This is a genomic window from Allochromatium palmeri, assembly GCF_009720725.1.
Taxonomy (GTDB): Bacteria; Pseudomonadota; Gammaproteobacteria; order Chromatiales; family Chromatiaceae; genus Thermochromatium; species Thermochromatium palmeri.
On record NZ_WNKT01000078.1, the window covers coordinates 1 to 7098 of the forward strand.

General features: G+C 64.6%; 6 protein-coding genes. All 6 read left to right on the forward strand.

Annotated elements, in window-relative coordinates; all coding sequences use genetic code 11:
- A partial coding sequence (locus GJ668_RS18950) for a hypothetical protein (RefSeq protein ID WP_343032250.1) occupies positions 1–666 on the forward strand: 666 nt, incomplete at its 5' end.
- Between the two features lie 128 nt (positions 667–794).
- On the forward strand, positions 795–3158 hold the full coding sequence (locus tag GJ668_RS18955; protein ID WP_155451664.1) for a phosphoketolase family protein: 2364 nt from the start codon (positions 795–797) through the stop codon (positions 3156–3158).
- A 47-nt stretch (positions 3159–3205) separates the two neighbouring features.
- Entirely contained in the window at positions 3206–4615 is a 1410-nt protein-coding gene (locus GJ668_RS18960) for a mechanosensitive ion channel family protein (protein ID WP_246195016.1), read from the forward strand.
- A 593-nt stretch (positions 4616–5208) separates the two neighbouring features.
- Complete coding sequence (locus tag GJ668_RS18965) at positions 5209–5826, forward strand: SOUL family heme-binding protein (RefSeq protein WP_186343217.1); 618 nt, start codon at positions 5209–5211, stop codon at positions 5824–5826.
- Between the two features lie 59 nt (positions 5827–5885).
- Positions 5886–6767: a CHAP domain-containing protein gene (locus tag GJ668_RS18970; RefSeq protein WP_155451667.1), complete on the forward strand. Its 882-nt coding sequence runs from the start codon at positions 5886–5888 to the stop codon at positions 6765–6767.
- A 3-nt stretch (positions 6768–6770) separates the two neighbouring features.
- Positions 6771–6950, forward strand: coding sequence for an anaerobic ribonucleoside-triphosphate reductase (gene nrdD, locus GJ668_RS20805; protein WP_186343218.1), 180 nt, complete (start codon positions 6771–6773; stop codon positions 6948–6950).
- Positions 6951–7098 lie beyond the last annotated feature (148 nt).

The following is a 7098-nucleotide window of genomic DNA, read 5'->3' on the forward strand; positions in this document are numbered from 1 at the left end:
GAGGGCGAGCCAACGGCGACTCAGTTCATGTGGACAGCGTATCACAAAAATTACGCATCTCTGACTGGACGTGGTTTAAATCGGCTCAGATTCAATTTGATTGCAACGGGATTGCTGTTGGGCGCTGGCCTCTGTCAGCCGGTCGGCGCGCATTCGGGGTATGAGGCGCCGATCCGGCTGATCCTCGGTGGAGGAGGGATGCAGTTGGCCGATGCCTCGCGCGAATGGGCAATTCGCCCGGCCGCAGGGGCGACCCCCATCTGTCGAGACCCAGACGCCGCCGCGCCCATGGGGGTGCCGAGTGATGGGTCGTCGTTACAGATCAAGACTGATGGCGACATTTGCTATGTCTCGGGTGGCGTAGGCGAGAGCGAGCGCACTGAACTCAATGCCCTGGCCCATGAATTCAACCTACACCTGATGTTCGCGACGCAGGGCAGCGGTGAGTATCTCTCGGCGGTGCGGGTGAACATTCTGGAGGCGCGTCATGGCCCGGTTCTGACAGCTGTCTCGAAAGGCCCCTGGTTCTACGCGCAACTGCCGCCCGGCGACTACAGCGTGGAAGTGACCCCCACGGGCGAGCGAGGCGAAGGCCAGACCCAGCGCAAAGCCGCGCATCTCGATGGATCGAAGCAATCCCGCCTGGACTTCTATTGGAATAGATAGACAGCCTGCTAGAGCCGCCGGTGCCCCGACGGCTCAGCCCCTCGCTTAAGACCCTCATGGCGCTCCCCGACCAAAACCCTCGCGAGAAATCGTCGCGCCGCCCTCGCCTCAACCCAGGACAGTCAGCCATGACCACCGGCCCCCTCGCGCCCGACCTGCTCCGCCAGATGGACGCCTACTGGCGTGCCGCCAACTACCTGTCGGTCGGCCAGATCTATCTCTACGACAACCCGCTGCTGAAAGAGCCGCTGAAGCTCTCGCACATCAAGCCGATGGTGCTCGGACACTGGGGCACGACGCCGGGACAGAACTTCATCTATGTGCATCTGAACCGGGTGATCAAAGCGCATGACCTGGACATGTTCTACATCGCCGGCCCCGGCCACGGCGGCCCGGCCCTGGTGGCCAATACCTACCTGGAAGGGACCTACAGTGAGCGCTATCCGAACATCGGCCAGAACGAGGCCGGGCTCAAGCATCTGTTCATGCAGTTCTCCTTTCCCGGCGGGATCGGCAGCCATGTCGCGCCGACGACCCCAGGGTCGATCCACGAAGGCGGCGAGCTGGGCTACTCGCTCAGCCATGCCTTCGGCGCCGCGTTCGACAATCCCGGCCTGATCGTCGCCTGTGTCGTCGGCGACGGCGAGGCGGAGACCGGTCCGCTGGCGACCGCCTGGCATTCGAACAAGTTTCTCGACCCGGTCACCGACGGCGCCGTGCTGCCGATCCTGCATCTCAACGGCTACAAGATCAGCAATCCGACCCTGCTGGCCCGCATCGAACCCGAGGAGCTGGAACAGTTCTTCCGCGGCTGCGGCTGGACGCCGTACTTCGTCGAGGGCGACGAGCCGGAGCGGATGCACCAGCTGATGGCGGAGACGCTGAACCGGGCCATCGCCGACATCCAGCGGATTCAGCGCCAAGCGCGCGACACGCAGGATGCCTCCCGACCGCGCTGGCCCCTGATCGTGCTGCGCTCGCCCAAGGGCTGGACCGGACCGACCGCGGTCGATGGCGTGCCAAACACCGGCACCTTCCACTCCCACCAGGTGCCGATCATCGTCGATGCCGAGCATCCCGAGCATGTGCAATCGCTCGAACGCTGGATGCGAAGCTATCAGCCGGAGGAGTTGTTCGACGAGGATGGCCGACTCCTCCCGGAACTGGCCGCACTCGCGCCCAAGGGCGAGCGGCGCATGGGTGCCAATCCGCATACCAACGGCGGCAATTTGCTGCGCGATCTGCGCCTGCCGGATTTCCGCGCGTCTGCGCTGCAGGTGCCCTCACCGGGCGCCATTGAGGCCGAGGACACGCGCGTCCTGGGTCAGTACCTGCGGGATGTGACCAAGCTCAATCAGGCGCCACGGACCTTCCGCCTCTTTGGCCCCGACGAGACCGTCTCCAACCGATTGAGCGCGGTCTTCGAAGTCACTGATCGCCAGTGGGATGCGCGCACCGTCGAGAACGACGAATTCCTCGCGCCCGCCGGCGGCGTGCTCGATGCCATGCTCAGCGAGCACCAATGCCAGGGCTGGCTGGAAGGCTATCTGCTGACTGGTCGCCACGGGCTCTTCAACAGCTACGAGGCCTTCATCCGCATCGTCGACTCCATGTTCAGCCAACATGCCAAGTGGCTGAAGGTCACCGCCGAGCTGCCCTGGCGGCACAAGATCGCCTCGCTGAACTATCTGCTGACCTCCCACGTCTGGCAGCAGGATCACGACGGCTTCACCCACCAGGATCCTGGCTTCCTCGATCACGTCATCAACAAGAAGGCCGACATCGTGCGCGTCTATCTGCCGCCCGATGCCAACTGCCTGCTGTCGGTGGTCGATCACTGCCTGCGCAGTCGGCACTACGTCAACGTGGTTGTGGCGGGGAAACACCCGATGCCGCAATGGCTGGAGATCGACGCTGCGGTGGTGCATTGCACGGAAGGCATCGGCATCTGGCCCTGGGCCAGCAACGACCAGGGCAGCGAGCCGGACCTGGTGATGGCCTGCTGCGGGGATACGCCGACGCTGGAGATCCTCGCCGCCGTGACCATCCTGCGCGAGCATCTGCCCGCGCTGAAGATCCGGGTGATCAATGTCGTCGATCTGATGCGCCTGCAGCCCAGCCTGGAGCATCCGCACGGGCTGACCGATCGCGACTACGACGCGCTCTTCACCCGCGACAAACCCATCATCTTCGGCTTCCACGGCTACCCCTGGCTGGTCCATCGCCTGACCTACCGGCGCGCCAATCACAACCTGCACGTGCGCGGCTACAAGGAAGAGGGCACCACCACCACGCCCTTCGACATGCGCGTGCTCAATGAGCTGGACCGCTTTCATCTGGTGCAGGACGCGGTCGATCGCCTGCCGCACTTGGGCACCAAGGGGGCCTACCTGAAGCAGCTGGTCCAGGGCAAGCTGATCGAGCACCGACACTACATCGGCAAGCATGGCCGGGATCTGCCGGAGATCCGAGACTGGATGTGGCGGGGATGACAGCGCCATGGCGCTGCCGCGGGATGAGGTTCTGTGTGCGGGCGGTCTTGCTCGGATCCCTGTCCTACGGGGTCATCTCCTCGGTCATGGCGCAGGAGCCGGTCGGCACGGGAAACGAGTCGCACAAACCCATCAGTCCCGCAAAAGAAGAGCTCTCGCTGGCACCCGCGAAGGTGGATGTCAAACCCGTCGCGCAAGACGAAGAGATCCGCAAGCGGCTCCAAACCGTGCTGGACGCCACCGACTGGTTCACCGACCCGCGGGTCCGGGTCGAGGAAGGTGTCGTCTTTCTCAGCGGTCAGGTGGAGTCCGATGCGCTGAGAACCTGGGCTGGGGATCTCGCACGCAATACGCAGGATGTCGTCGCCGTTGCCAACCGGATTGAGGTGCCCCAACCGTCGGCTTGGGATTTCCGCCAGACGTCGAGCGGTATCTCCGCACTCTGGCGCGACTTCATCCGCGCGATGCCGTTCCTTCTGTTCGGATTGCTCATCCTGGCACTGTCGGTGGCGACCGCGCTGTTGGTGACACGCGGCGTCCGCGCAATACTCCGCCAAAGGGTTCGGACGAAACTCCTGCAGACGGTGATCGCGCGTGCGGCAGGCGGGTTCGTTGTCTTCTGTGGCGTCTATCTCATTCTGCGGGTCTCCGGCCTGACGCAACTGGCCTTGACGCTGGTCGGAGGGACCGGCCTGATCGGCCTGGTCCTTGGTATCGCCTTCCGCGACATTACCGAGAACTTCCTGTCCAGCATCTTCCTGAGCATCCAGCGGCCATTCGAGACGGGCGACCTGGTCGAGATCTCCGGCGTGACCGGTTATGTGCAGCAGTTGAACATGCGTACAACCATCTTGATGACCCTCGACGGCAACCTCGCGCAGATACCAAATGCCAGCGTTTACAAGAGCATCCTCAGCAACTTCACGACCAACGCCAACCGGCGCGAGGACTTTGTGGTCGGCATCGGCTACGACGATGCGATCAACGAGGCCCAGGAGATTGCGCGCAAGGTTCTGGCGGACCACCCAGCCGTGCTGAACGATCCGGAGCCCTCGGTCCTAGCGGACAGCCTCGGCAGCGCCACGGTGAATCTGCGCGTCTACTTTTGGCTCAACGGGCGCGAGCACAGCTGGCTGAAGGTGCGCTCTTCGGTCATCCGGCTGGTGAAGCTCGCCTTTCAGAACCAGGGCATCTCGATGCCCGACGAGGCCCGAGAGGTGGTCTTCCCCCACGGCGTCCCCGTGAGCATGCTCGCCGAGACACCGGCAGAAGGGCAGGGTGCTTCGCCGGCAAAGCGGCTCCCCGCCGCATCGCGGCCCCAAGACCTCGACGTGGTGTCGACGAAAGCGGAAGCGGGGTTGTACAGCGAATCGAGCGTCATCGAGGAGCAGGCACGGGAGGCAAGACCCTTGAAGGACGCGGAAAATCTCTTGCCTGCGGGCAGCAATGTGCGTTAAACCGCGTCCAGACTGAGATGCGTAATTTCTGTGGTACACGGCGTCGCCCTTCGCCATCGCTGACCGACTCTGGACCAACACCACGCTCGATCCAGGGGAGGAGAAAGTACGTATCCCGGCCTAGTCGAGGTTTAGACGATCCAGGCGTCGGCAAGCCAGCGGAGCAACTTCAGGGCCGGACACTCCAAACGAGGCGAGCGCTGGTACAGCGAGGTCAAAAACGCGGCCTCCAGGTGGAGTGATCTGAGAGAACAGCGCCAGACAGCGAACAGCGAGCCGTCGGCTCACTCCAGACGGCCCCCAACTTATGGCATGCGCTCAGAGCCTCCAGAATCGATTCTGAACCGCTTCGGGGGGGCAGCTATCAAGGAGAAGACGAAATCTTCGCAGGCGTTCAGAACGCGCCACAAGCGACGTGACGGCATCGCGACTTTACCCGACCCTTGCACCCGGCCGGCTGTCTCCCAATCTACGACCCATGCCCGCGCCACACGCGCCTCGATCACCCCCGAGACCCCACCATGACCCGACCCATAACCCAGAGGGCCCGCGCCGGCCTTGGCGCCGTCCTGCTGCTTTCAGGAGCCTTCGCCATGGCCACCGAGGAACCGTCCTACCAGATCCTCCAGACGACCGAGGATTACGAACTGCGCCGCTACGATCCCTATCGGGTCGCCGAGGTCGAGGTGCGCGGCGACTTCGAGGACGTCGGCTCGCAAGCCTTCAGGATCCTGGCCGGCTACATCTTCGGCGACAACCAGGGCGAGACGAAGATGGCCATGACCGCTCCGGTCAACCAGCGTCCAGCCGAGACGACACCTTCGGGGACCGACCCCGGCACTGGAACGCGCCTGGAGATGACTGCACCCGTCAGCCAACGTCCGGCAGGCACCGGGGCGGACTCCGACGCCTATGTCATCAGCTTCGTCATGCCCGAGTCCTTCACACTGGAGACCCTGCCCCGGCCCAACAACCCAAGAATCCGGCTGCGCGAGGAACCGGCCGGGCGCGTGGCCGCACGCCGCTATTCCGGCTCCTGGAGTGAGACGCGCTATCGCGAGGAGGAACGGCACCTACTGGAAGCCTTGCAGCGTGATGGACTCCAGCCGAACGGTGTGCCGATCTATGCCCGCTACAATGGGCCGTTCTCGCTGCCGATGCTGCGGCGCAACGAGATCCTGGTTCCGCTGGCCGACAAGCCCGAGTCCTGATCGGCACGACCACCGGACAGACCATCACCGACCATCCCTGATCGAGACCGAGCGCGCCCATGACATCCGATGCCGATCGTCCCCGGTACCGGCCGCTGTTTCCCATTCCAGCGGCCGTCCTGATCGCCGTCAGCCTCCTCGTCCTGATGCTGCTCCTCATCGACGGGCCGGCGCCGTCGACGCCGGCGGTCGAGCACCTGCCGCACACTGACGGCGCCGAGCGGCTGGCCCCGCTGTCCGTTAGCGACGCTCTGCGTCTGGAACGCTTTCAGGCCGCCCAGCGCGCCTGTGATGGCCCCTGCGTCACCGACTTCGGCACGCCGCTGGGTCGCGCCGATGGCGTCGAGGCCCGCTCCAACTGTGTCTCGCTCTGCGTGCGGCTCGAATCGAGCTTCGTCGATCCCGACTCTGGCCGGATTCAGATCGGCCGCTCAGGCGAGCGCCCCGAGCACCTGGAATACGCCGGTCTGGCCTATCAGTGTGTCGAGTACGCGCGCCGTTGGTGGATTCAGACGCTGGGACTGACCTTCGGTGACGTGCCGACAGCGGCCGACATCCTGAGCCTCACCGAAGGCCGGCGTCTGTCCGATCAGGCCGTCATCCCGCTCGGACGCTCGCTCAACGGCCACGCCCGCCGCGCCCCCGAACGCGGCGATCTGCTGATCTATGCCGCCGATCCGGGCGACCCGGAGTGGCGCGCCGGGCATGTCGCCGTCGTGGTCGATACCGACCTCGAACAGGGCTGGGTCGCCCTGGCCGAACAGAACTACGACAACCGCCCCTGGAGTGATCCAGAGCGCCAGGCACGGCGTATCCAGATCAGGCGGATTGGTGAACGCTACCGCCTGCTCGACGTCGCCCCGGATCAGATCGATAATCCCGAGGGCGGATCCATCGCCGGCTGGATCTACCCGCGGCCCGAGTTGATGACGGCGCGCTGATCTGTGACCCAACGATGCGAAATCTGGACGCGCGTCATGGGCTATCACCGTCCCATCGACAGCTTCAATGCCGGCAAGCAGGCTGAACAGGCCGAGCGCTGCTACTTCCGTGAGCCGGGTATCAGACGCGCATGTTCAAGCCGACTGCTGGCCGACATGTTCAGGTCGGCGCTGACATCGTAAACAGGTCGCGATACCGTCGGGGCTGGGAGCGCAGATACTGGACGGGAGCCGAAACCGTGGCGCCGAGATGGGCCGCAGCGTGCCAGGGCCAGCGCGGGTCGTAGAGGATGGTCCGTCCCAAGGCGATCAGGTCGGCATCGCCGGTGCC

Excerpts from the sequence above, each read along its gene's own strand:
- GJ668_RS18955 (WP_155451664.1), top strand. The coding sequence starts at position 795 with ATGACCACCGGCCCCCTCGCGCCCGACCTGCTCCGCCAGATGGACGCC.
- GJ668_RS18965 (WP_186343217.1), top strand. The coding sequence starts at position 5,209 with ATGGCCACCGAGGAACCGTCCTACCAGATCCTCCAGACGACCGAGGAT.
- GJ668_RS18970 (WP_155451667.1), top strand. The coding sequence starts at position 5,886 with ATGACATCCGATGCCGATCGTCCCCGGTACCGGCCGCTGTTTCCCATT.